At 46.8% G+C, this 23,370-nt stretch carries 16 protein-coding genes; 5 read left to right on the forward strand and 11 right to left on the reverse strand.

The window, feature by feature from the left end; translation table 11 throughout:
- Nucleotides 1-284: 284 nt before the first annotated feature.
- The 3 genes from lpxC to purC all read right to left on the reverse strand — a co-directional run bounded on the left by lpxC (nt 285) and on the right by purC (nt 4,489).
- On the reverse strand, nt 285-1,106 hold the full coding sequence (lpxC, locus tag NIES208_RS13450) for a UDP-3-O-acyl-N-acetylglucosamine deacetylase (protein WP_075893503.1): 822 nt from the start codon (nt 1,104-1,106) through the stop codon (nt 285-287).
- Nucleotides 1,107-1,166: 60 nt separating this feature from the next.
- Nucleotides 1,167-3,572, reverse strand: coding sequence for a BamA/TamA family outer membrane protein (locus tag NIES208_RS13455; protein WP_235641394.1), 2,406 nt, complete (start codon nt 3,570-3,572; stop codon nt 1,167-1,169).
- Between the two features lie 170 nt (nt 3,573-3,742).
- Nucleotides 3,743-4,489 (reverse strand): phosphoribosylaminoimidazolesuccinocarboxamide synthase, encoded by a 747-nt coding sequence (purC, locus tag NIES208_RS13460; protein ID WP_075893504.1) that lies wholly within the window; start codon nt 4,487-4,489, stop codon nt 3,743-3,745.
- A 120-nt stretch (nt 4,490-4,609) separates the two neighbouring features.
- Here purC and coaD point away from each other — a divergent pair, with 120 nt between their 5' ends.
- Nucleotides 4,610-5,107 carry a pantetheine-phosphate adenylyltransferase gene (gene coaD, locus NIES208_RS13465; protein WP_075893505.1) on the forward strand — a complete coding sequence of 166 codons (498 nt, stop codon included), beginning with the start codon at nt 4,610-4,612 and terminating at the stop codon, nt 5,105-5,107.
- Nucleotides 5,071-5,763, forward strand: coding sequence for an ATP synthase subunit B family protein (locus tag NIES208_RS13470; protein WP_075893506.1), 693 nt, complete (start codon nt 5,071-5,073; stop codon nt 5,761-5,763). The genes coaD and NIES208_RS13470 overlap by 37 nt, the downstream gene beginning before the upstream one ends.
- A gap of 53 nt (nt 5,764-5,816) precedes the next feature.
- Here NIES208_RS13470 and NIES208_RS13475 read toward each other — a convergent pair whose 3' ends face one another.
- The 3 genes from NIES208_RS13475 to NIES208_RS18660 form a co-directional block, all read right to left on the reverse strand.
- Nucleotides 5,817-6,539: a metallophosphatase gene (locus tag NIES208_RS13475; RefSeq protein ID WP_075893507.1), complete on the reverse strand. Its 723-nt coding sequence runs from the start codon at nt 6,537-6,539 to the stop codon at nt 5,817-5,819.
- A gap of 5 nt (nt 6,540-6,544) precedes the next feature.
- On the reverse strand, nt 6,545-7,369 hold the full coding sequence (locus NIES208_RS13480) for a metallophosphoesterase family protein (protein WP_075893508.1): 825 nt from the start codon (nt 7,367-7,369) through the stop codon (nt 6,545-6,547).
- A gap of 65 nt (nt 7,370-7,434) precedes the next feature.
- Nucleotides 7,435-8,235 (reverse strand): GTP-binding protein, encoded by an 801-nt coding sequence (locus NIES208_RS18660; protein ID WP_075893509.1) that lies wholly within the window; start codon nt 8,233-8,235, stop codon nt 7,435-7,437.
- Nucleotides 8,236-8,340: 105 nt separating this feature from the next.
- Here NIES208_RS18660 and NIES208_RS13490 point away from each other — a divergent pair, with 105 nt between their 5' ends.
- On the forward strand, nt 8,341-9,606 hold the full coding sequence (locus NIES208_RS13490) for an FAD/NAD(P)-binding protein (protein WP_075893537.1): 1,266 nt from the start codon (nt 8,341-8,343) through the stop codon (nt 9,604-9,606).
- On the opposite strand, the gene NIES208_RS13495 is transcribed toward NIES208_RS13490, so the two are convergent.
- The 4 genes from NIES208_RS13495 to NIES208_RS13510 all read right to left on the reverse strand — a co-directional run bounded on the left by NIES208_RS13495 (nt 9,603) and on the right by NIES208_RS13510 (nt 18,909).
- Nucleotides 9,603-10,721, reverse strand: a complete 1,119-nt coding sequence (locus NIES208_RS13495) for a Gfo/Idh/MocA family protein (protein WP_459382889.1) — start codon at nt 10,719-10,721, stop codon at nt 9,603-9,605. The two genes, NIES208_RS13490 and NIES208_RS13495, sit on opposite strands and share 4 nt — an antisense overlap.
- 63 nt (nt 10,722-10,784) lie before the next feature.
- Nucleotides 10,785-11,912, reverse strand: coding sequence for a substrate-binding domain-containing protein (locus NIES208_RS13500; RefSeq protein WP_075893511.1), 1,128 nt, complete (start codon nt 11,910-11,912; stop codon nt 10,785-10,787).
- Between the two features lie 92 nt (nt 11,913-12,004).
- The gene (locus tag NIES208_RS13505) at nt 12,005-13,363 is read right to left on the reverse strand and encodes an aromatic ring-hydroxylating dioxygenase subunit alpha (RefSeq protein ID WP_075893512.1); all 1,359 of its coding nucleotides are present in this window, start codon (nt 13,361-13,363) and stop codon (nt 12,005-12,007) included.
- A gap of 338 nt (nt 13,364-13,701) precedes the next feature.
- The gene (locus NIES208_RS13510; RefSeq protein ID WP_075893513.1) at nt 13,702-18,909 is read right to left on the reverse strand and encodes a CHAT domain-containing protein; all 5,208 of its coding nucleotides are present in this window, start codon (nt 18,907-18,909) and stop codon (nt 13,702-13,704) included.
- A 496-nt stretch (nt 18,910-19,405) separates the two neighbouring features.
- Between NIES208_RS13510 and NIES208_RS13515 the strand changes: the two genes are divergently transcribed.
- Nucleotides 19,406-20,857, forward strand: coding sequence for a phosphoglucomutase/phosphomannomutase family protein (locus NIES208_RS13515; protein ID WP_075893514.1), 1,452 nt, complete (start codon nt 19,406-19,408; stop codon nt 20,855-20,857).
- 679 nt (nt 20,858-21,536) lie between these two features.
- Here the strand turns inward: NIES208_RS13515 and NIES208_RS13520 are convergent.
- On the reverse strand, nt 21,537-22,622 hold the full coding sequence (locus NIES208_RS13520) for an aromatic ring-hydroxylating dioxygenase subunit alpha (RefSeq protein ID WP_075893515.1): 1,086 nt from the start codon (nt 22,620-22,622) through the stop codon (nt 21,537-21,539).
- 510 nt (nt 22,623-23,132) lie between these two features.
- On the opposite strand from NIES208_RS13520, the gene NIES208_RS13525 reads away from it, so the two are divergent.
- Nucleotides 23,133-23,366, forward strand: coding sequence for a DUF2811 domain-containing protein (locus tag NIES208_RS13525; protein ID WP_075893516.1), 234 nt, complete (start codon nt 23,133-23,135; stop codon nt 23,364-23,366).
- Nucleotides 23,367-23,370 lie beyond the last annotated feature (4 nt).

The raw sequence follows: 23,370 nt of genomic DNA on the forward strand, positions 1-23,370 counted from the left end.
GACGCGGTGAATGGGAGAGCGAGAGATCGGGAGATGTTTCTATGCAAACAATCCTACTAGCTTTCAAAAAATGCAAATTTTCGTTGCTTCCCCGTGTCTTTCCCTCTCCGTGTCTTTCCCACTCCGTGTCTTTCCCTCTCCGCGTCTCTTTTTCTCTAGAGAATTTTGGCTACATTCTTATCCATAACTGACGTTATAGTAAGATTCTCGCGTCTCCCTTTCCCTAAGAATTTTAGATACAATCCCTTAACCCAAACTGGCGCTAGATCAATTAAAGTGCCAAATTAAAGCGCCGCAATTTGTTTTGCAAGCTGGGTATGTAGTTTATGGCTAGCTTTGTAGGCAAGGTAGTGAGCCGTTGGAATTCTTCCTAACAAGCTTAAGTCACCAATTAGATCTAGTAATTTATGGCGGGCAGGCTCATTGTCAAAGCGTAGAGGTGGATTAAGCCATTTTTCGTGATCGCAAACTAGGGCATTATCTAAACTCCCCCCTTGGATCAATCCCGCTTTTTTTAGCTGCTCGATTTGATCGGCAAAGCCGAAGGTGCGGGCAGGGGCGATCGCCTGTTCGAACGGTTCTTTTGTTGGGGCCCAACTATGCCACTGATTACCGATAGGTTTGTAGGGAAAATCAATACCATAGCTAAACCGCACCTCCTCTGAGGGGAGCGCTGCCACAAACATATCTCCTTCGCGTATCCAGATGGGTGCTGGGATAGATTTAGCTGGCTTAGGATCCGTATCTAATATATGGACACCTGCCGAGGCGATCGCCGCGACCCATTCCTTTGCAGAGCCGTCTAATAAAGGTAATTCTGCCCCCGAAATTTCTATACGTGCGTGGTCAATCCCTAAACCCGTTAGGGCAGCTAATAGATGCTCCGTTGTTCGCACCGTGACTTCGCCATTACCGAGCTCTGTGGAAAGCATTGTTTGGCCGACAATCTCTATACAGGCAGCAATTTCCGGTTCACCAACGAGGTCTGTACGCACAAAATAACGACCCTTGAGGCGATCGCAGGGCATCAGCTTTACCGTCGTTTCCTTCCCAGAATGTAAGCCGACACCAGAACAGACCACCGTCGTTTTAAGAGTAGTTGCCATATCAAAAAGGGGGAATACTCCCCCAGAATTTACTTACGAATGACACGCGAGCCATGTTTGCTAGAAGCGCTCACCAATACCGAAGTGAATGCGGCTATCACCCTCATCATTGAGGCCATAGTCCACACGAATATTACCGAGGGGAGAATCCACACGAACGCCGATACCATAACCAAAGCCATTGCCGGGCTTGCCACGCGTTCCAGCCGGATCACCGGGGACATCATCGCCAGAACCAAGATCCGTAGCATAATCTACAAATAGCGCCCCACCCACGACAGAAAAGATCGGGAAGCGATATTCCGCTGTTGCTTGCAAGTAGCGACGACCACTACCCACATCACCTTCCTCAAAACCACGGACTGAATTACTACCGCCTAAAGAAAATGCTTCATAGGGAGGCAAATCACCAATAATGGCACCACCTTGAATATTGAAAGCGAGGGTATGGGGTTTATCTTTGCTAACGAGGGGCAGTTTTAACGGCGACGGGACGTAAAAGCTATGGCTACCGCGCACTCGATTGAAGAGAATACCACCGGAACCGAAAGGTAAAGTTTGGTCAGTGCCGATACGAGTAACCGAGCCACGGGTAGGAGCAGCGGGATTATTGCGCTTATCGCGCACAAGGTTAAAGCGCAGGGTAAAGAGATCGTCAGTACCATTGTCAGAGAAGCTGAGTTGATTACCAGCCTCGTCAATAAACTCTTTATCGCCATCGCTGTCAGTAATGCTCACTCGCTGATATTGGAAGCCTAGGGAACCGCGCCAATCGGAACGTGCGAAAACGTCTTTGCTGAGGGGACGGCTAAAGGTTACGCCACCACCAAGACGGTTAATTCTGGGGCGATCGCCACTTTCTAGAAGATCAACATCATTGTCACCGCCATCAAAAATTAGCGAAATCGAACGGCGACGGAAGGCATTAACCGTATAGGACGTACGGAAAGGATCATTAGCAATCCAAGGATCGGTAAAAGAGACATCAAACAAAGCTTCCCTTGTGCCAAGCTGTAGCTCCGTCGCGAGTCGCTGATTATTGCCGCCGAGATTTTGTTGTTGATAACTAACCGTTCCGAAGAAACCACTGGCCGAACTGATACCACCACCTGCGGCGATAGAACCAGTATTCGCCTCAATGACATTAAGATTCAGAATGGCTTTCGTGGGGTCTTCTTCGCCAGTGGTGAAATCAAGTTGTACATCTTCAAACAAGCCGAGGTTAAAGACACGCTGGAGGTCACGCTGGGCTGTATTGCGGTCAAAAACATCACCGGGTTTTAGCTCGACTTCACGGGTCACAATAAATTCACGGGTTTTGCCTTCGACAGGTTCATTATCTGAGTTGATGAAGTTAACGCGGATATCTTCAATAACCCCTTCAACGACAACGAGGGTGACAACACCATCAGGACTAGGTTCATCGATGCCAACGACTTTCGCTAGGTCGTAGCCATTTTCTTGATACCAGGCTTCGAGCTGACCAAGTTTGCCGCTGCCTTCTTGGAAATCGTTGAGGTTAATAATCTGACCATAGCGATCGCCGAAAATATTATCGACAACTGCCGGTGGTGTAATGCCCCGGTTATCGTCGAGGGGTAAAGCCTGCACCTGCACATCTGTCAGTACAGGGTTTGGCACAACATCGTAGGTGACCTTAACGCCAAGGACTGTATCTTCAGGGGTCGCTGTGACGTTGGCGAAAAGCCCTGTGGCATAGATACGGTTGACATCAGCACGAATCTGGGAAACGGTTGTGGGTCGTCCCGCTTGGGTTTCGATGGCTTGGACAACAGCTTGCTCTAAGTCAACATTATCGCCAACACCATTAATTGCAATTTCTGCGACTAAAACCCGTGCTTCGTTGGGCGCGCCTTGGGCAATGAGGAGTGCTTCGTCTTGCTCCTGTAAGTCAAAGCCAAGGATTTCTTTTGTTTCTAGGGCAGTAAGGTTTGTTGTTTCAACGAATGTCGCTGCGGGCGGGGAAATAATATCTTCTTTTTCAACAAGGCTTATTTGCGGGGCGATCGCCCTAGTATCCATCTCAAGGGCTTCTTGCTCTACAGACAAAGCCGCAATGGCTTCTATGGATTTTGTTTTAGTTGGTTCTACTTCACTACCACCAACCCCAAAGGCTCCATGGGGCGCTGATGTTGCGGTGAGCTCTTCATGAGCTTCCGGAGTCGTCGCCGCCACATCAAAGGTCACATTGGCTAGGCCAGACGAAACTTTCTTTTCTGGAATAGTAAGGTCAACAGAGGCTGTCGGTTTGACTTCACGCTCGATTGAAGATGCCGCAACCTCGACGGGTATTTCTGTCTTTTCCGAAAGGGTTTTTAGCACCACCTCCGGTGTTCTTTGACGGGTCTCAGCTTGAGCTGGTGACATCGAACCGAGGGCCACAATGGTTGCCCACAGTGCAAGGGTTCGGGAATCAAAACGGTCTTGAGTTTGTTTTTTTTGCACGTCCACACACCAAGTCAAACGAAAGTTTAAGGGCACTGCACTGGTTAGTAACAGTTGGGTAAAGTTTTCCAACAGGTTAATCTATTCTGCTGGATTGTACCAGAGTCGTTAGACGTGGAGTCCATCGATAAGTTTCACTGGGATATTAGGTGGCGATCGCCAATCTCACCTTAAGCCATAAGAGCTTTAGCTTGATCCAAGACCCTGGTCTGCACAGCTTGGTATGCATCTTCAACGTTCCCAAGATCTTTCCGAAAGCGATCTTTATCCATCACACGGGCATTGGCATCGGTAATGGTGTTGTCCCAGAGGCGGCAGGTATCGGGGCTAATTTCGTCAGCGAGCAGGATGACACCATTTTTATCTGTGCCAAATTCGATTTTAAAATCCACAAGGGTGATGTCACAGCTTGTAAAAAATTCCTGCATTAACGCGTTAATTTTCAGGGCGTAATTTGTTAATTCTTGCACCTGTTCCGGTGTGACAATATTTAGAAGGGCAAGGCGATCGCGGGTTAGGAGGGGATCACCGAGATCATCATCCTTAAGGAAAAATTCCACTAAAGGATTGGGCAACACAGTCCCTTGCTCCAGCCCCGTTTGCTTACAAAGGCTACCTGCTGCAATATTTCGCACCACCACTTCCACTGGCAAAATTGTCACAGCTTTCACCAACATTTCGTCCGGCTTCGGTTGGTCAATAAAATGCGTGGGAATGCCCTTGGTTTCTAGCCATTTGAGTAGCACCGAGGCGATCGTACAGTTCACTTCGCCTTTACCGCTAATGGTTCCTTTTTTTTGGGCATTAAACGCTGTCGCGTCGTCTTTAAAATAGGTCAGCAGTACCTCTGGATCGGCAGTACTGTAGAGAATTTTTGCCTTGCCTTCATACATTTTTTGCGGCTGATGATCACTCATAGGGGAGACTCTTCGATTTAAACCATTCACCATTGTATGTGCTGATGCCCGAATGGTTTTCTGAATGCTTTTGCTAATGGTATGCCACAATAATCGCGGCAGAATTTTCCCTTTTTTCCTGTGATCGCAATTTATCCCGGTAGCTTTGATCCCATTACCCTTGGTCATCTCGATATCATTCAACGGGGCGATCGCCTATTCGAGAAAGTCATTGTCGCAGTCCTCTGTAATCCCAGTAAATCACCCCTTTTCAGCCTTGAGAAACGTGTCGAGCAAATTAAAGACTGTACCCAACATTTACCCAATGTCGAAGTCGAAAGCTTTACTGGACTCACCATCGAATACGCCCGCCAACGCAACGCCGGAGTTTTATTAAGAGGATTGCGAGTGCTCTCGGACTTTGAAAAAGAGCTACAGATGGCACATACAAATAAGACACTTTGGGCTAACATCGAAACAGTATTCCTCGCGACGTCGAACGAGTATAGTTTTCTTAGTAGTAGCGTCGTCAAAGAAGTTGCTAAATTTGGTGGTTCTATTGATCACCTTGTCCCTGATAACGTCGCTAACGATCTCTACAAATGCTTCAGAGTTCCACCCCAACCGAAACCCCAGTAACTCCAGCGGAATCTTCGACGCTTTATAAAGATGTTGATCTTGATGTGCAGCAGCAGCTGACACAGTTAGAAGATATTATTTTTGATAGTCCCCATATTCCCCTGACGGGTATCACGATGGTGGAGGAGGAAAAGCTCCTCGAGCAACTCGATTTAGTGCGTGCCAGTCTCCCTAAGGTTATTGAGGTTGCCATGGAAGTACTCCAGCAAAAGGCACAAATTATTGTTGAGGCGGAAGAATATGCTGAAGAAATTATGGCCGCAGCAGAGCGCCGGGCAGCCCAACTCCTCGATGAAATGCCTTTAGTACGCCAAGCTGAACAAAATGCTGAGCAGATGCGCCAGGATGCTGAGCAAGAATGTTTAAATATGCGTCAGTCTTTAGCGGCGGAAGTGGAAGAAAATCGTCGCAAAGCCTATGAGGAAATTCGGGAAATTCGGGAAATGGCGATCGCCGAATCGACCGAAATCCAACAGGGGGCAGATGATTATGCCAATCAGGTATTGTCCGGCTTGGAGGGGCAATTAACGCAAATGTTAGGGGTTGTCCGCAATGGTCGCCAACAGCTACAGCCTTCATCGAGCAAGCAATCTGAGGCTAGTGAGCAGAAATCTGGGAAGGTACAGCGCAAGAGAAAACCTCCCACTTCCAACTAGATTCAAGTTTTCAGGGGAGTATTTTTCGGAATGCTCTTTTTTAATGCTTGCGATTACCTAAAACCTGCTGTTTTGCCATAGCGGACTGTCCGAAAAATCAGCTTATCGGTCTCTGGGTTGTAGAGGGTATAGGTAGCTTCTTTGGGCTGTCTACCCACATTTCCCACACCAATAATCAGGCGATCGCCCACATCATAGTTTTGCTCTTCTTCTACAGAGTCAAGGGTTGTGACAGTAGCAGCTAGCTTTGCCTTGGCAACTTGATATTTAAAGGTTTGACCCGATCGCCCACAGAATAAACGATTACTGCCAGTGCGCGCTAATCGATCCAATAAAATCAACGGCGATAGATCCGGTGTCAACTTTTCAAACACACCCAAACTACTCCCGTGAACCAGCAAACAATCTAGCTCTGCAAACCCAAAATGCAGACGACTAAACCATTGCACCATTTCCCTCGGCACATTATCCCAGAGTTGTCTGAGTACGAAACCTCCTTTCTCTAATACAAATAAATTTTCTTCCGGTTCCACTGCCAATCCCCGCACAATTAAGCATTGTTCTTCCCATGCGCCTTTACACACTTGGGGGACTAATTCGCCTTTTTTGGGGTGGCGAATACGCTCAACAACCACATTTCCCTCAGGAGTGCCATCGATGAGATCGCCCAAAATAAATAAATCCGTCACGGTGGGGGTTTGTCTGTGGACATCCCGCAAAACCGCTTCATAGGCTTCTAGATTGCCTTCAATGCCGCTTAAAATTGCCCAATGCATATTATTTATACCCCCCGCTCACAAAGATGGGTGGGATCATCGGCGCGTTCGGCAAATTCCATGCCCTTCGCTAATCGCCAAGCAAAGATTTTTGGTAAACCTTGCTCAATAATCGCCGCACAGGTTTTTTTGTAGTCGTATTCCACTTCCCGCATAGTCACTTGATCTGCGTCGGTGTCGTAAATAATGTAGGTGGCATTGGGGCGGCCATGGCGGGGTTCTCCGACTGACCCAGCATTGATAATTTGTTTAATCGAAGTGGTGAATTCCTGTTTGGCGGCGATCGCCTTACTAGAGTCAGTTTGCACAGAGAATTTCAGAGACCCTTCGTCTAAAGTTCGCACATAGGGCACATGGGTATGGCCACAAAACAGCACATCGGCTCCAGTACTTAAAACCCGTTCCAATGCAAGGAAACCATCTAATTCTGGCAAGAGATATTCATGCTGACTTTGGGGACTGCCATGGGTAAAGGCGAGCTGATCTTTTTTAATCACCTTGGGGAGTTGGGCGAGATATTCACGGATTTCTGGGTGAATAATTTTGTCTGTCCACACATGGGCGGCTTTACCGCGTTTTTCGGCCAAAAGGGAAGGATAGCTACAATCGCAGGCATTCAGCCCATCAACAATATCTTCATCCCAGCAGCCTTGGACGGTGGGGATATCCAGCGATCGCACTAAGGCTGCCACCTCATTGGGATAGGGACCGTAGCCGACAAGATCGCCGAGGCAATAAATTTGGTCTACTTTTTGCTCTTCAACGTCATCTAGGACGGTGATCAAAGCTTCGTAATTCCCGTGGATACAGGACAGAACTGCTAGTTTCATGGTTTTGGGTCAGTAAATTTTGGTAAAAGATTTCTGGGGAATTTTGATGATTAAAGGCTAGTGATTTAAACGGGATTTGCTTGGTTCTGTTGCTGAATTTGCTGGCGAATTTGCGCCTGATAGTAATCGAGCAATTCATCGTTTAAACAACAGTCAAGGATGGTGTCGGCGATCTGTTGTCCGTCGAGTTTTGTCCCGACCACCTCCAAGCCGCTAAATCGCTCAGGTCTACCGTCCAACCAGGGTTGCACGGCTAGCTCGTGGTAAAGGCTTTCGGATTGGTGGGAAACGTAGTCTAGATAAAAGGCGCGGCCATCAACGATTTCGAGAATCCCCTTGGCGCGCTGGATCTCGCCGTAGGCTCCGTCCGTTAATTCTTCCCAGAAAATATTGAGGCTGTCTGGGTCAAACACCTGTCCTCTTGTGGGCGATCGCCACACTTCTAGATTGCGGGAGGGTAAGGGCATGGCTACTTCGATCAGGTGATCTGCCCAAATATGCCACGGAGAAGTCGCCATTTGGTCGGAGACAAACGCCACTCGTTCACAGTTAAACCCTTCTGCTTCAAGCATTTTGAGTAATGGTTCGCCAGATTCCGGCGCGACATAAAAACCCAACTCCAATACGGCGATCGCCCCCTGTTGCAAGGCTTCGATGAGCTGCAATTCTTGCCCTTCCTCTAAAAATTGCCACGAGGGAAAATCTAGGGCTAGGCAATGGCGATCCACTGGGCAATCGGTCGTTTGGGGCGCGAAATAGGTCACGGCGATCGCTTGATCCGGAAATTGCTCTCGCAACCATTGGGTCTTTCCAGCTCCAGCCAACCCGGCGATCGCCAAAATTTTCGTTTTAGTCCAATCAATCATAAAGTTCTGCATTGTTGTCAGCCGATTCACTGGCTGGTGATCACATGAGATGTCATCCTCTATATTATGATAATGATTCTCATTCTTGCTTTTTTTGTTTTAAAAATGTCCCTCACTAGATCTGCCACCAAAGAAAAAACACAACAATGTGATATCGCAGTAGTCGGTGCTGGAATGCACAGCCTGACTTTGGTGCTGCATCTGCTCAAAAAGCGTCCGAAATGGCGTAAGCGCATCAAGGTTTTTGATCCCCATGGCCAGTGGCTTACTTGTTGGCATCATCAGTTTGCTGCCCAAGCTATTCCCCATCTGCGATCGCCTGCGGTGCATCATCCCCACCCCGATCCCTTTGCGTTAAGGCGGTTTGCAGAAAAGCGTGCCCAAGAATTATTTCCGCCCTATGATTTGCCCGGTACAAAATTATTTGCGGATTTTTGTCAGGCGGCGATCGCCGAATTTAAGATTGAAGAACAGATTGTTTCAGCCGCTGTCACCGATTTAGAGCCACCCACGGGAAACCAGCGGAAATTCACCCTTAATTTAAAACATGGTGATCCGTGGCAAGCACGGCGGGTGGTTCTCGCGACGAACCGAACCCAACGGCAACTACCTGATTGGCTCGAAACGATTGAAACACCCTATCCCGCAGATCGTCTGTGCCATAGTGACCAAGTGGATTTGCGGGGATTATATCTCCGAGGCGAACGGATTATTGTGGTGGGTGGCGGTTTATCGACAGGTCATCTCGCATTAGGGGCGATCGCCCGTCACGGAAAAGTCACAGTGATTGCCCGACGAGCCTTTCAAGAAAAATTATTTGATGCCGATGCGGGTTGGATGGGGCCAAAATATTTAAAAGGATTTCACGCGGAACCCGATTGGGAAAAACGACTAGGGATGGTACTCAATGCCCGTGATGGCGGCTCTTTAACGCCGACGGTGATGCGGAAACTCCGGCAGGCTGCACGCCAAGGTGCGGTCACCCTAAAACCCGATTGCCAAATTGCAACAGCTCAGTGGCGAGGTGATCATTGGCAACTCTATTGCGATAACGGTGAAATTATTGAGGGCGATCGCCTGTGGTTAGCGACAGGGAGTCGTTTCCATCTAGATGCGGAACCTCTATTGGGGAAAATCCAAGAACATTATCCCCAGAAAAGTATCCAAGGGTTTCCTCTCCTCGACCAATATCTGCGTTGGCAAGGCTGCGATCTATTTTTAATGGGAGGATTAGCGGCGCTTCAGGTTGGCCCCACTGCCCGTAATATTTCTGGCGCACGAATGGCCTGCGATCACCTTGTGCCAGCCCTCACCAAATCAAGTTTGCAAAGGGTTTATGGAGGCGTTGGTTGTAATCGAGTCAGTGCTTAACCCGCTAAAAATTGGTCAAGATTTGGCACGTCTAACCAGCGGCCTTCATCGTTGGATTTGTGGGTTAAATCCATCAGCAGCTGGGAATAAACACCTTCCTTGAGCGTGGGGGCGATCGCCGCATTATTTTCACCAATACATTTCGCGAAATGATCCACAACGCGAATAAACGGCGCTAAACGGCCATCATCAAAGGTTTTGGGGAATTGGTATTTTTCAGGGATAGAAACTTCTGTTAGCTCTTCTCCGGCTTTGCCCGCCTGAAGCGTAAAACCATGAACATAATCTTTGAGATTACTGCTGCCCAAAACGAGAGACCCCTTTTCGCCGTACACTTCCACCCAATGACCCCGACCGTGATAGGTCACTGAGCTAATATTCAGTTGGCAGGGCGTGCCGTCGGCTAATTCCAACATAATCAGACAAGTATCATCGGCATCGACAGGCTTGAGTTTATTGTCATCATTGGGATCGGGGCGTTCTTTAATGGCGCAACTGAGATGTCCGGAAATTCGCTTCACACCACCAAATAGCCAATTAATGTAATCAAAGGCATGGGAGCCCACAGCCCCTAACGCGCCGCCCCCTTGGGATTTCAGCGCATACCAATTCCAAGCTCGGTCTGGGTTAGCGCGGCTGGTGACAATCCAGTTGATGGTGATTAAACGTTTTTTACCAACAAAATCATTGTGCAAATATTCCGCGAACACCTGCCATGCGGGGACAAACCGAAATTCAAAATCGGGCGTAACGACTAAATTTTTTGCTGCCGCAATTTGATAAAGCTCCTTCGCTTCGGCGGCATTGAGGGTAATAGGTTTTTCGAGCAAGAGATGTTTGCCTGCTTCTAAAACCTGTTTTGCCATAACGTAGTGCAAAAATGGCGGTGTCGAAACAGCAACGGCATCCACCGCAGGATTGTTTAAAACGTCTTCGAGGCGATCGCCCCAATGAGCCACACCATGGGCTTCCGCAATACTTTGAGCTTTAGCAAGATCCCGGTTATAGATGGAAACGACTTCTGTGCGGTGATGATGTTGAAATCCCGGAAGATGAATCTTTTGTCCGAATCCTGTGCCGGCGATCGCCACTCCAATTTTTTGTTCTGCCATGATTTCCCTTCGCATTTTTCCCACGGACATTATCCCGGAAGAAGGGTAGCTTCGGCAAAATCGCCCTTAGACCTGACGCATCTGTAACCAAAGATTTTGGTATTGGGCTTCGGAGCTGGGCGGCAAAGATTCGATAATTTCGCTATTTTTATAGGTCTCTGGATTGACGAAAATGAGGGAATTTTCTGTGACCTCCGCGTCCAGATTTTCGGTTTGATAAATTAATGGTGAGGCGGCAAAGGTGGACTGGGCAAATTGGGCGATCGCCGATTCACTGCCACAAAATTCTAACCACGGCTTTAGATCAGCAAATTCTCGCTCGCTCTTTTGCGGTTGCACCCAGAGATCACACCAGAGCGCTGTACCACTTTTGGGGACAACTGCGCCCAAATTCGGATAGCGTTTCATTAAAGATAAAGCATCCTGAGACCAAGCTTGGGCCAGCCAAGTATCACCGGTGATTAACGGCTGGAGATAATTGCTAGAACTATAAAATTTGACGTTTTGGTGGAGGGTGGCGAGTTCTCCCTCTAGCTCGGCGATCGCCTCTGGATTTTGCTCATTGTAGGAATAGCCCAATTTTTTTAGCACAAAGCCAATCACTTCGCGGGACTGGTTAAGCAAGGAAATTTGACCCGCAAGATCTTCCCGCCAGAGATCTGACCAATCTGCCGGCTGCCAATCGAATTTCTTCAGTCTGTCCTTGCGATAGAGCAGCAATGTTGTGCCCCAGCGGTAGGGAATGCCCCAAATTTCACCAGATTGTGGGTCTTCAATAAAAGAACGCCAAGGGTTTTCGAGGGATTGCCAATTTTCGAGCTGCTCAATGTCTATGGGTCGGATCAGTTCGGCGGCGATCGCCTCCTTAAACCAGCCATTACCGATGGTGACAAGATCCGGTGGTTTGGGGGGCGTGTCAGATTGCCAAGGAAATCTTTGCTCGTAATTTTCGGGCGTAGTCGTTTGGATTTCTTCGAGGTCAGCAAATAATTTTGTTAGCTGTTCGACGGGTTTAAATTTAATCGGGTTTTGGTCAGGATAAGCCTGCCGAAAAGCCTTGAGCACTTGGGGTGAAACACTACCTTCAAGCACTCTCATCCGCAGCCGAGAATTTCGCGCCGCACCACAACCACCCAACATCGTAGCAAGGGCAACAGTTCCTGTAGAGATTAAAAATTGGCGACGACTGCTCATAGATCTATGGAGGACTTCAGCCTTTGATCATATAAGCCTTTGCCTCGAACCGGCACAGTCACCGCCGTAAAAATCCAGCGATTGTCGCCTGACTACTTTTTATAATTGCGGGTCGGGGGATATTCGCCATCGTAAAATTTGCGCTCATATTGACCCAGTTTCCACCAAGCTAAACCACCCAAGGAAATAATGGCGGCGATCGCCCCCATCACCGTCGTCGATAATCCCAAGACACCATGGAAAGGTAAAGCTAGCCATCCTAGGAATCCCACAATAATTAACCCTGCGCGAATCTTTTTGATATTAGCCAGCGCCGCTTTGCAGCTCGAACAATTTTCCGTGTGGGAATGGTAGCGCTCCATTAGCTTTTCTTGGCTCACTTCCGCCGGCGCAAAAGTTTGGTCGGCAAACGGTTCTCCAAAACTCTCCACCCATTTGCGATAGGCCAACACAAACAAATCCGAACCCGTCGGCAGATAACAAGTTTGCGCGTAATTTTTGTTGGATTTTTCTAATTCCCGCTCCTGGAGATGGAGGAAAATTTGATCATCTTCGAGAATCCCCATCTGGTTAACATGAGACCACCAACGCGGCGTGTACTTAAAAATTAGCCGTGGAATTACCGACTTAAAGCGAAAGGGTAATCGCACGATCGCCCGGCATTTTCCTTTCTCCGTCGGAATCGCGTAAACACAAGTCATCACCTGCCCAAAGGGACTATCCTCAATGTCATGCCACATGGCAGACGGCGCAAAAAATGTGGTTTTCTGAGAGCCTAATTTTCCCATGCGGGGGCCTTCTTCCCAGATGCCCGTAAAGCCAGTGTTTGCCACTTCCGAAACTTCTAACTCGAAGTCTTTGGCATTCTTACGATTCCCAACACGGGGATGGTGCGTAAAGGCCACATGACTCGTATCCAAGACATTTTCGAGTAATGTCGTTGCGTCGTAGGGAATGTCTCGAAACACATCCGCCATCACCCATTCACCGGGATATTGATCGAGGGCTGGAATCGTCGGCAATGGTTGGGTCTCCGCATTTTCGAGCTTGCCGAGATACACAAATAATAATCCTTGCTCCACGCGACAAGGGTATGTGGTTGCGGCTGCGCGCGGGCTTTCATTGGCTGTGCCGTCTCCCTTTTGGAATGGAATCTTTTCGCAGGAACCAGACTCCGAAAATTGCCAGCCATGGTAAGGACATTCGAGGCAACCATCGACGATGCGACCTTCCGATAATGGCACTAAACGGTGGGGACAAACATCAGCAAACACTTTCCATTGCTGCGATTCAGCGTGCCACCAAATCACCAGAGGCTTTTCGAGGAGCACAAAGCGTGTGGGCTCAGTTTTGCTGAGATCCTGCTCAAAATGAATGGGATACCAAGCCTCTAACCAGTCAAATTTTTCAGCGGAAACTTCCGGGGCGATTGAGACAACGTTTGCAACCATAGCCAGCCATTTAACGAAACACAGGCTCTAGCTTAACAAATCGCAATATTTCTCGGCAGGGCGATCGCCTCACTCAGCTTGAAAACATTGGCGTGACTAATAAATCTCTTTGCTTTGTCGTATGACGCTGCATAATCAATCCCGGAGAGCCATTAATCACTTAATCCCCTAACATTCTTTATTGAAAAAGCAATCTAACTAATCTGTTGTTTTAAATTTGTTATTTTAAATTTGTTATTTGAATTATTAGTTGATTAGTTTTTTCAGATCATCAACTAAAAATATCGCTACATTTTTTAATTCTGCGAAGTATCTTCCCCAGCAAAACCCTTTAATTTTTACCAAGGATTGCCCACCATATTAAAAGCGCTCCAGTAATAGGGATGGGAAAAATCTTGGGTCTGGACAACGGCTAACTCTGGGGCAATATGGGGTAACGGTTTTATTTCGCCACGGGTAATGCGATAGGTACTCTTCTTGAAAGTTACGTCGCCTCGCAACATCGCTAATTGTGCTTGGCGTAGGGCTTCTGCTTTGATGGGTGATGTTTTCAGGGCTCGGTAAAATTCTGTCATTAGGCCTAAAGTCCCTTCATCACTGACATACCAAAGACTGCCTAATACGGATTTCGCACCGGAGGCGATCGCCAAACCAGCAAAACCTAATTCAGCATCTTGGTTGCCAAGGGCAGTGCGACAAGCCGATAGCACCAGTAAATTTACGACCGGGCTACTCAATTCGAGTTTGGACAAATCTCGCAACGTTAAACGCTCATCCCAAAACTGAATATAGGAATTTTCCAAATTACCCGGTAAAAATTCACCATGGGTCGCCAAATGCACAATATTGTGGGGATAATGACGGCGAGCGGCGACTAGATTTTCCACCGTAAATTGTTCGTTGAGGAAGATCTCACCTTCACCAACCTGATCACGGACTCGACGGAGCTCCAAAGGCACCGCAGGCAAATCCAAGGTCTCATCAAACTCCGATGACCCCATCGCCAAGACAGAACTACCGTTTAGATCAACATAGTTAGTATTGGTCAGCTCAAAGCTCGGCATCGTACCCAAGCTATATTTCTCCACTAAAAACTGTTGACCATCATGTAGCGCAGCTAGGGGCAGTACCCGCAGACCAGAATCCATAATATAGGTGAGATTATCCACACCTGCTGCTGCCATTTCAGCCTCTAGAGGTTCCACCAGAATGCGGTGTAGTTCCCGTGCCGAATATAGGTAGGCGTTACGTAGACGGAGATTTGTGACGTGGCTAAAAAAGCGATTCGCTTGGAAGATAACCTCTTGGCGAGTGGCACCACGGATACGTTTACGTGTCTTTGTACCATCGGCTGTAACCATGACTAATTCCAAAACATCACTGGCTTTTCCTTGGGGTTCATCTTGAAATCGCCAGCGGCCACTGGGTCGGAAGCGCCATTCAACTTCTCCTTGCTCCTCGGCTTGACTATCGGTGCTGATATCAGGCCGAAAGAAAGCGTAGACCACAGCTGGTTCGGTATTGGTTTGGGTTTTAATTGTTTGTAGGGTTTTTTCTACTTGATCGCTGGGACGACTACTTTGTTCTTTTAAATTGAATTTTTCGATGTATGCATCTGCAAATTGGCGCTCTACATTCACTAAATCTTCAGTCGTAATGGCTAAATCTTCGACTGTAATATCTTTAAAGAAATCAACGGAAAAGCCTTCTATTTGTTGGCCATTGGCACTCGGTAATGTTTTGGGGAAATCCTCTTCACGGAACTCTTTAATATCTACTGTATCAATATCGGCTTCGAAGGAAGAACCGGCGGGAATGGTGATGTCGCCTTGGACTAATGCGCCGGCACTACCGTTGATACGACTGTCTCCAACTTGAAATTTTTGGTCATCGCCGCCACCGTGGGACAATTTGATTTCGCCGTTTGCTCTGCCGCCAATGGTCGAAATGCTGGCTTCGTCACCACTGGCCGCCTCAAAGGTTTCGGTGAGACGGATATGTTGTCCGGCAATCATCTCTACGTCACCGGCTCGGCCTAGTGGAGATTCGGCATTAATGTAGCCTGTTTGGATATCTCTGATCGGATCAATAAAGATATCTCCTGCATCTCCGGCCAGTGCACTGCTGTCAATATTGCCCGTGGCGATCGCCTGAATGGCTTTTACTGTAATGTCGCCGCCATTGGTCGTGATGGATTTGCTCGTTAAATCGCCGCTTTGGATTTCATCGCCAGCTGTGAGGGCGATCGCCTGTCCTTGGGTCGTAATATCTTGCGTTGTTAAATCACCTCGTTTTGCTGTTACCGTAATTTGCCCTTTTGCTGTGACTTTTCCGACATCGACATTTGTATCAGCAGCAAGCTTCACTTTCCCCTTTGTTGCAGTGAGATTATTGGTGGCGATCGCCCCTTGTTTACTTGTTAAGTGAATATCCGTTGCTGCGGTCAGATTATCGGCGATTAAATTTTGATCGGCTGTGACTTTTAAAGCAGCATTTTTTGCCGTGATATTGCTCGTTTTGATGCTGCCCGATGTGCTCTCTAAATTAACTTTTTCTGCAGCGATATTACCAATATTAAGATTGCCGACAGCGGTAACGTCTGCATTATTATTTGCCAGCATATTTTTGGTGGCGATCGCCCCGTTGAGACTTGTTAGATTAAGATTCGTTGCAGCGGTGACATTATCTAAAACTAAACCTTGCTCTGAAACTAAGGTCAAAGAGGAATCGCGCGCCACAACATTATTAGTTTGAACTAAGCCTAATTCACTTTTGAGATCGACTTGAGCTGCTGCAATATTTTTTGTCCTAATATTATTCTGCGCAAAAATATTGGCATTTTTCGCTGCCGCTAGGTTTTCTGCTTGTATAGAACCAAAATTACTTTTTAAATCTATTTTGCCACCAGTATTGGCATTTTTAATAGAAATATTATTCGCTGCAAAAATATTAATGCTACCCGTATTTGTCCCAATATCACCGCTGGCTATTGTACTGGTTTGACTAGACAAACTTACTAAATCTATTGCACTAATATTGGCTATATTAATACTTTGAATGGATGATATATTGACGCTACCATTTGATGTAGTTAGCGCCTCAGTTTGGACACGATTGGCTGTAAGAAGAATGTCTTGGACGGTATTTAGATCTTTTGTGTCAATGAACTCTGTTGCCGTAAAGGACAGGGAGCCAGAGACTTCTAGTAAATCTGAGGCTTGAATTGAGGCCGCGGCGGTTTGTAAATTTCCAGAAATATTACTGCCAATGAATTCGACATGGTTACGGTCTTGAATAAAAATATTTCTTGCTCGTACTAAATCAATTTGATAAAAATTATTATTGATATTATCTAAAATTACATCGGCATCAGTATCTATTGTTAATAAATCGGCGATTGCCAGTGGGTTTGCCCCTACAATATTGCCTGTCGCGCCGAGGGTTAGATTTTCTGTTTCAATGGAACCCAAAATCAAATTACCGCCGGAAGATAGACGGATTTCCGGAGCCTGAAGCTCAAAATTATTGGCTTGAATATTTCCAGATGTCGTGGTTAAGGTCAGCTCATCGCTAAAATTTAAATCGTTTAGAAGCTCGATGTCTTGGGCAGCAAAAGTCAATTTACTAAAGCCATCTCCTAAGCGGTTAAGTTCAAGGTCAGAAAGGTTTAGGCGACGATCTTCTACATCTGAACCAAGGGTCAAGGAAGTACTATTCGTTTTAGTGGATAAACTAAATTCTCCTGTGCCAAAAAGGCGATCACCGACATTAAGGTCATCTGTGTTTAGGGAAATATTTTTTAACGGGGTATTTTCCCCAAGTGCGTCAAGAAAATTAATTTCAGAGGCAGTGACAGTCAGATTATTAGCACCATCGACTTGGCCTTGAAATTCGACAATTTCGGTATTAGTACTGCCTAGAGTAATATCGCCAATATTAATATCTGATGCAAAGAAAAGCTGTCCTGAGCCAACGTCTATATCGCCATTAATAAACGTATTATTTTGGGATTTTAAGGTGATATTGCCACCACCTGTTTGAAGTTTTTGGTCAACTGTCAAATTATCTTGGCTATGAAAATTTAGGGACAATTTCCCTGTTTGATTTAGGCTGGGGGCGATCGCCCCATTGAGGGTTAATTTTTGGGCAGAGTCAAGGGTGAGCTGATGATCGGCAATATTATCTGTCGGCAGCGCAGAACTGAGCATCATGTCCCCGCCCTGACTCATGATGCCGCCGTTGCCGGCGATGAGGGATGCATTGAGCCATGTGGTATCTAGATAGCTGGTCGCCAAATCGGTAGCAAAGGGATTGGCAACATCAATGGTGGTGGTGTTTTGCGGTGTGCCAATCTCCACTGCCTGCGTCGCAATTGACCAATTATCAACTTGAAAAGGAGAGGTGATTTCCAGACCTTCTGGGGCGCTTAACGTGAGGGAATTTGCGGTAATGTCACCGTAAATGCCGACCCTTTTTGAGGCGATCGCCCCACTACCATTCGCAAAGTTTAAGCTGCCATTGGGCAATAAAACAAAGGTATGGTCTGCGTCAATATTTAAACTCTTCCCGGTAATGTTTGAATCAATGCCCACCTGGGAGCCGGCGATCGCCACATTACCAACGCCTGCATTAAGGGCACTTTCCGAGAAAAGAAGGCCAGCTGTTGGCGGGAGAGACACCCCAGAATTGAGTTGCAGTAAATCATTTTCAACGGCGATGCCCAAGGCAAATTCCACCGGATCTAAATCCAGATCATTGCCAGTCAGTAAACGGGCAAAATCGAGGGGGGTTAAGGTGCTGCTGCCGTTGGGGACAAACTCTAGGTTGATGAGACTACCCGCTTGAGACAATTTAACCGTGCCTGTTTCTGGCAAGGCTGTTAGGGTAATGCTGCCGTCGGTCGCCGTGAGAGTACCTGTGTTGACAATGCTGTGGGCGACAAGGTTAATTGCTTTTCCGTCTGCCACAGCCAAATCTGCACCATTGAGAATGATGCCTGCTGTTTCTAAAAATTCCAATCCAGTGGGTGTGCCGTTCAAAGCTTGATAGTCAGCGGCGGTACTCGTGGGAAGCCAAGTCCCATTACTAAACTGGAGGTTGTCTGCGGTGGTAGCGGTAAAGTCGCCGGGAATATTGAGGCTCGCATTTTCCCCAAAAATAATGCCCGCAGGATTGAGCAAAAATAAATTTGGATTGTTGCCGCCGAGGATTTCTAGAGCACCATTAATTTCCGAGGGATTGTCTCCGAGTACCCGGTTCAGGATATTGGCGATCGCCGGCGTGTTTTGCAGATCAAAAACAGCAGTTTCCCCAGTAGGCAGATCAAATTGATTGAAATGGTGGAACACATTGGTGCCATCACCAGAAATAATGCCTTGATCAATGGTGTGGCGATCGCCCGTCCCATTGACCTGAACCCTCGTTTGTGTGGCAGTATTCGGGTCAGTATCGGGCACAATCTGGGCGGAACCGAGCGTTGGCAGCACCAAAATAAATGAAGAACAAACCCAAATCCACACCCGATACAAACGAGAGCTAAAAAACATAAAGAGAACAAGTGGTAGAGCTTAAGAGATACTTTATCGAATCCCTTCGAACTTTTGATTAAACATTAATAAAATATATCTGTTCTAGTATGCCCTTAGCCTTGGGAAAAGCAATCAGCTATTAAGGGAAAATACTTAGATAAAATCAGTTTATTCATTGTTTTTCGGGTGTCGTCCTTTGTCATGGTCAGCAGCCTTTGGGGTCTAACCCCCTAGATTTTTGTGACGGCAGGCGTTTTGCGTCCCACACTTCCCCAAGAAAAAAACTCATTTGTTGTGGCATATTTTTCCAAATCTGGGCAACCACAAAGATTTATATGACTATTTACATGCCATGGCAACAAAAAAATCAATAACGTTAGTTTTTTACTGGATTTCAAGCCTTGATTCTTTAATTTTTAGAGCGTTATTTTGACAGATTGAATTGACAATATGAAGGCGTTTTTGGCATCCTTTTAGCAGAATTATCGAGTTGTTTATAGGAGTCAAAGACGTGATGTCTATTCCAAGCAAAAAACCAATTAAATTTGGCACGGACGGTTGGCGTGGAATAATTGCAGCTGATTTCACGTTTGAGCGGGTTCAACGGGTGGCGATCGCCGCGGCCTATGTCCTCAAGGAAAATTACGCAGACCAAGCAACATCCGATACTGTCATTGTGGGCTACGATCGCCGTTTTCTGGCTAATGAATTTGCCCTCGCTGCCGCCGAAGCTATCCAAGGGGAAGGGTTTACCGTTAAGCTCGCCAACTGTTTTTCCCCGACTCCAGCCCTCAGTTACGCCGCCCATCACCAAAAAGCACTGGGGGCGATCGCCATGACAGCCAGCCATAATCCCGCTGGTTATCTCGGTTTAAAGGTGAAGGGCGCATTTGGTGGCTCAGTATCGGGAGAGATTACGGCGCAAATCGAAGCGAAACTTGACGCTGGTATTCCCCCCAGCAACGGCACAAATGGCTCTTTAGAGTATTTTGATCCTTGGGCAGATTATTGTGATGGTCTCCAACGGTTGGTAGATGTGGAAGCCATTCGGGGGGCGATCGCCGCCGGGAAGCTCGAAGTCTTTGCCGATGTCATGTATGGCGCAGCATCGGGCGGTTTAACCCAGCTCCTCAATGAAACCATTCAGGAAGTCCATTGCGATCCCGATCCATTATTTGGTGGCCGCGCCCCAGAACCCCTAGAGAAAAATCTTTCCCAACTCAAACGAGTCATTCGGTCTGCGCAGGCACAAAATCCTGAGGCCATTCAAGTGGGATTTGTCTTTGATGGTGATAGCGATCGCATTGCCGCCGTAGACAGTGCAGGTAATTTCCTCAGTTCTCAAAAATTGATCCCGGTTTTATTGGCGCACCTCTCTCAAAATCGCGGTTATGGCGGCGAAGTGGTTAAAACAGTCAGCGGTTCGGATCTCATTCCCCTGCTAAGCGAGAGCTTTAATTTGCCGTTATTTGAAACGCCCATTGGCTACAAATACATTGCCGAGCGGATGCTGGACGAAAAAGTTTTACTGGGTGGCGAAGAGTCCGGCGGCATTGGCTATGGTCACCATATCCCTGAGCGGGACGCGCTGCTGGCAGCCCTCTATGTCCTTGAGGCGATCGCCACCTCAGGCAAAGACTTAGGCGATATTTACCAAGGGCTTCTAGATCAAGTCGGATTTTCCTCGGTCTATGACCGCATTGATTTACACCTGAAAGATTTCTCCATCCGCGATCGCCTCCTGAGCGAGCTGAAAGACAATACCCCGACCACCATTGCCGACAAAAAAGTCTTAGATTGCAACACCAAAGACGGCTACAAATTTCGCCTTGCTGACCAAAGCTGGCTCTTGATCCGGTTTAGCGGTACAGAACCCGTTTTGCGCCTCTACTGCGAAGCCCCCACCATAGATGACGTTAACAACACTCTCGCCTGGGCAAAAACTTGGGCAGAATCCTTTAACTAAACACCAACGGCTTGCCGCACAAATCCACCATTAGCCCTGCAGTCCAGCCAAAACATAATTAAAGGCGTAGGACGCAAACCCGCATTTTTATTGCAATATTTTTGACCAAAAAGTCAATTTTAGAGCATTAAATTCACCTGAGTTTGGGTTAAGCAACGTCAGTTATGGATAAGAATGTAGCCAAAATTCTTTAGAGAAAAGGAGACATGGAGAGGGAGAGACACGGGGAAGCAACGAAAATTTGCATTTTTTGAAAGCTAGTAGGATTGTTTGCATAGAAATATCTCCCGATCTCTCGCTCTCCCATTCACCGCGTCGTACTTCCGAGCATGCTTAAGCAAAACTCACGTTAAGCAGAGTTTGTCATGGCGGCACAGTAGACAGCCGCCAAGGTGGTGGGGAGCTCTCCGCAACTCATAGGTTTGGACAAAAATTGCGTGGGAACAATATCACTATTCCCGATGTCTTCGACTTCCCACATCTCCTTGTCCCAAAGAGTTTTAGATGCAATCTTTCAGCAAAACTAACGTTAAATTATGGCGGCGATCGCCCTAGAGTCCGTACAAGAAACCATGAATACAATCAATGAAATACTTAAAAAAGCCAAAGGCTAACATCGCATCTTTTTTTGCAGTAACCATGACCAACTAAGCCATCCTGACATTAGATATTTCTCAATTTAATTTGTGTTGGCGATCGCCTGTTGTTTAATAAGTTTTTGAACAGCAACAATTGTGCGATTTAGCTCTACATTTCGCCGCTTCGGATTCGCAAGATAAGCCTGTTGCTCCTGCTCGATCATTTCCACATCTTGCTCCACTAAACCATCCAATAACTTTTGTGCCGCACCAAAGAGAGAATCTTTCACAAAACGGCGGAATTTCACAGGTAATTTATGGAGCCGCCAAAACGCATTTAAAGACGTAAAGTGAATCAAATAAGCCTTTGTATGGGTCTCACTAGTCGGGCAAAACAAACAAGTAATCTTAAAATCATTCCCCAAAGTTGCATCCCAATTCGGGTAAACATAACTGACATCTAGCGGCTCAGGATGGAGCCTGCGCAGAGCCGGAAAAAAGAGCTGGGAAATAGACCAAATTTTGTCAATCTTATAATAACTCTGGGCTTCATAATGGGCATCAACCCTTGAATCCGTTGCTTCTAAATCCTCTAATTTTGCTGATGTCCATGCCTGATAATCATTGTGCAAATGACCATGGTACATATCCATCAAATTTTCGATGAGATAGGAAAAATGCCCCTCACATTCAATCACTGAAACCGTGACAATGTAATTCAAATGATCCCATTCAGGTAACGCAAAAGGCTCAATATTTTGGGCTTCTAAAATATCTGGATCACCGGGAAAAACCCACACAAAGCCATCCTGCTCCCGCACGGGTAAAGAACGAATCTTGCAGCTCGGACGCTGTTGATTTTCCGCCAAATAGGGCACATGGGCACAGGTTCCGGCCGCATCAAATTGCCAGCCATGGTACGAACATTCAAGGCGATCGCCCTTTACCTCACCAGAACTCAGCTGAACTTGACGGTGGGGACACCGATCCTCCAAGGCATGAACCTCTCCCCGTGTATCGCGAAACAACACAAACTTTTCCTTCCAGAGCGTAAAACCAAAGGGTCGATCCACCACCTCCGTACTACGGGCGGCCACATACCAATGATTTTTATTGATGCCACACTGCCGGACATCAGAAGACCCCGATACCGTGACCACTGATCGCTGAGTTGAAATTTGTTGCATGGGAAGGAAATCTCAGGGAACTTGGATTTATTTAAACAGATCCCTCCCCGAAATTCACTGATTTTCAATAAATTTGCAATTCTTATTTTTCTAAAAAAAGATCCCTCAGGCATTCCCCATAGTTTCCCCAAAGTACTTTCACCTTTTCCACAGTTTTCCCAAAGTTTTCCACAGCTTTAAACGTGTTTCTACGAATTACGATGATCCTTGGGAAATTCGTTTTTTTTCTATCCACAGCCGTTGATTACAGTTGTATTATTTAAGTAATAACAACAAAAAAGTGCTGAAAGCCTTATTCTTTCGTTGTCAGTCGCCAGAGGAGCACTGCCTTGTTACATTTTGCAATATTGACAAAACCACCCCTAGTTAGACAACAATAGGGCGGCATGGAGAAAAATTTACCCCGCTTTAACCTCGTAACAATCCCCTAAATTTTTGAAGCGAATTTTTTCTTGCACAACATATTTTTCACCCGTCCATTGAGTAGAGTTGGCAAGGTATAAGGCAATGATGAATAGCACCACTGTGAGCATTTTGGCAGAAATCCCTGAGGCACTCCACGAGTCACTACAGGTTTATCTTGAGAACCATTCTAGTTGGGATCAGGACCGTGTTTTTGCGGCTGCTTTGTCTCAGTTTTTGCTCCAAACAGGAGAGGGGAAAACACCGGAGGAGGCGGAGAGCTATCGTTCTTGCGCCAGAGTATACTTAGAGACGCTGTTTGAGCAGTCAAAGTCTTACTAAGGGC

The sequence above is a fragment of the [Limnothrix rosea] IAM M-220 genome (assembly GCF_001904615.1).
Lineage (GTDB): Bacteria > Cyanobacteriota > Cyanobacteriia > Cyanobacteriales > MRBY01 > MRBY01.